The sequence below is a fragment of the Candidatus Sulfotelmatobacter sp. genome, from assembly GCA_035498555.1.
In the GTDB taxonomy this organism is placed as follows: Bacteria; Eisenbacteria; RBG-16-71-46; order RBG-16-71-46; family RBG-16-71-46; genus DATKAB01.
Window position 1 is genome coordinate 1 of sequence record DATKAB010000125.1, and the last position, 2756, is coordinate 2756.

The following is a 2756-nucleotide window of genomic DNA, read 5'->3' on the forward strand; positions in this document are numbered from 1 at the left end:
CCGTCCCACTGCACGGAGTGCTCCCCGGCGGGCTCGAGCCCGCTCGCGAGCTGCTTCACGCGGCGACCGCTCGCGTCGTAGATCGCGAGTGAGACGGTCGCAGCGCGCGGCAGCGCGAATCGAATCGCTCCGCCGCCGCGCAGCGGATCGGGCGACACGCGAGCGAGCGAGACTTCGCTCGGCAGGCCCGGGCCCGGCGCCGCGAGCGTGCCGTTGGGACTGACCAGCGCGAATCCGCTCTCGTTGCCGTGGATGTCCACCGCCGAAAGCTTGTAGTAGCTGCCGGCCGGGCCAATGTCAACGTAGTTGGTGTCGGACGGGCTCGCCACCAGATTGCCCGGCCCGGGAACGAAGCCCGCCGAGACGCCGCGATAGAGGCGATACACCGACAGATCGGCCTCGAGATTCTCTCCCCAGTGCAAGTGCGTCGCGCCGCCGCCGTACGCCGCCAAGAACGGCGAAGGAGTCGCGGGCGCGAGATTGTCTACCGAATAACCGCTGTCGGGATCGGACGACCAGTACTCGCCCGTGCCGGTGCGTTCGGCCTCGACCATGAACAGCGTGAGCGGATTGGATCCCGGAATCGAATCGAACAGGGTCGGCGCCGTGTAACTGTAGCCGTCGAATCCATGCGAGATCTGGCTGCCGACGTACTCCCAGTAATAGGTCTGGAGCCCGTCGCGTGTAGCGCGGACTTTCGCGCCTAATCGTGCGCGCGCCGAAGCGTCGCGCGACAGCGTCGCCGCGAGCGGGGGCGGCACCTGCCGCCAGATCCAGTATTGGTCGATCGGATCGGAAGGAACCTCGTCGAGCAGACTCGCGTTCCAGCGAATGCTGACGCGGCCGCCCTGATCGTTGGGAACGTCGGCGATCGATGTGATCAACGGTGAGGCCCGCACGAACACCCAGGCGGCGCCCAGGGTGCCGGTGTCCATGTACCCGCCGATCGCGCCGGTGCTGCCATCTGCGGACAGCGCCAGCCCAATTCCCTGATTTGCGGCGCCGCTGGCGCCGGTGCCCGCCAGCTTGTTGACCTCGGTCCACGAATTTCCACCGCGGCTATACACCCAGCTTGCCCCAACGCCGGAGTTGTCGGGATAGCCACTCACCAGCGCAGTGCCGCCGTCGGTCGAGATCGCGATCGTGAAGCCCTGCGCTGCCGCGCCGATCGCATCGCTCGCGAATAGTTTGGAGCCTTGCTGAGTCCAGACGCCGCCGCTGCGCGTGAACGTCCACACCGCGCCCACAGAGGAGTTATCCTGGAAGCCGCCGATCAACGCGGTATTGCCGTCGCCCGAGAGCGCCACCGACTCGCCTTGCGCCGGGGAACCCACGTAGCCGGTGCCGACGAGCTTCGCGCCCTGCTGCGACCATACGCCGGCGCTGCGCGTGAACACCCATGCCGCGCCGATGCTGCCGGTGTCAGTGTAGCCTCCCACCAGCGCGGTGTTCCCGTCCGAGGAAAGCGCGACGCTGTAGCCCTGCGTGGCCAGGCCCGTCGCGCCGGAGCCCACGAGCTTGGGGCCCTGCTGACTCCAGGTGACGCCGCTCCGCGTGAAGACCCAGACCGCGCCCGCGCCGCCGTTGTCTCCATGCGCTCCCACCAGCGCGGTGTTCCCGTCTGCCGAGAGTGCGACGGCGTCGCCCAGACTGGCGGCGCCCACCGCGCCGGTCGGCGTGATCTTGATGCCCTGCTGAGTCCACACGCCGCCACTGCGAACGAACACCCACAACGCGCCGAGATTCGAGTTGTCGGCAGGGCCACCGACCAGCGCCGTGTTTCCGTCGGCCGAAAGCGCGACCGAAAACCCGCGCTCCGGAGCACCGGTCGCGGCGGTGCCGACGAGCTTCGCGCCCTGCTGCGACCACACACCGGAGCTACGCGTGAACACCCACGCCGCGCCGGAATTGGCGTTATCGCCGAAGCCGCCCGAGATCAGGGTGTTCCCGTCGGCCGACAACGCCACCCGGCGCCCCTGATAGATGGCGTTGCCGACAGCGCCAGTGCCCACCAGCTTGGAACCCTGCTGCGCGTAGGCGCTGGCGTGCGCGCGGGTCGTGAGTCCCAGTGAAGTAACGGCGAGCAGAGCAGCGAGGACGACCCGGCGGAACGACATGGCGGCTCCCGTTGCGGGAGGTTTGTGGGGTACCTAATGGTAGATCATTTTGAGGCCGCCCCAGGTGGATTTGTGCGTCGGCACGGGTGAGCCGGGGCCGAGCGCGATCACGCGCGGATCGGGCGGCTGGAGGGTGGTGAAGTCGAGGCTCGATCCTCCGACCGGATAAAGGAAGTGCTGATTGCTTTCCACGATTTGAATCGTCGCCACGTCGAAGCCCTTCGCGAAGCCCGACGGCACCGAGTTGTAGCGATACTGGAAATGCATGTAGATCGTTTCAGCAGGCAGCGAAGGGAATCCCAAATCGATTTCGTAGGCCGAATAACCCGGGTCGGTCACGATCGGGCCGAACTCCTGCGGCAGCTGGAAGAACCCTGCCGGCAGCACGCTGGTCAGATGCTGATTGGCCGCCGGCGTCTCGCCCCACAGATAGCTCGTGAGGCCCCACGCACTCGGCATTTCCGCGAGCACCGGATCGCCACAGATCAGACGACAGTGCACGCTGCTGCCCAGCGGCAGGGAGGGCGAGACGGCGAGCGTGAGACTGTCACCGGTGGCGCAGCTGGCGCACTGGCATAACAGCCGCACGGCTGGCCCCGGGCCACCCTGGTGCGGCAGGTCGAGCACGTTGACGACCGC

At 67.6% G+C, this 2756-nt stretch carries 2 protein-coding genes; both read right to left on the reverse strand.

Annotated features, from left to right (window positions below):
• Positions 1-2117, reverse strand: a 2117-nt coding sequence (locus VMJ70_10805) for a FlgD immunoglobulin-like domain containing protein (GenBank protein ID HTO91606.1), incomplete at its 3' end; no start/stop codon positions are given.
• Positions 2118-2150: 33 nt separating this feature from the next.
• A partial coding sequence (locus VMJ70_10810) for a hypothetical protein (GenBank protein ID HTO91607.1) occupies positions 2151-2756 on the reverse strand: 606 nt, incomplete at its 5' end.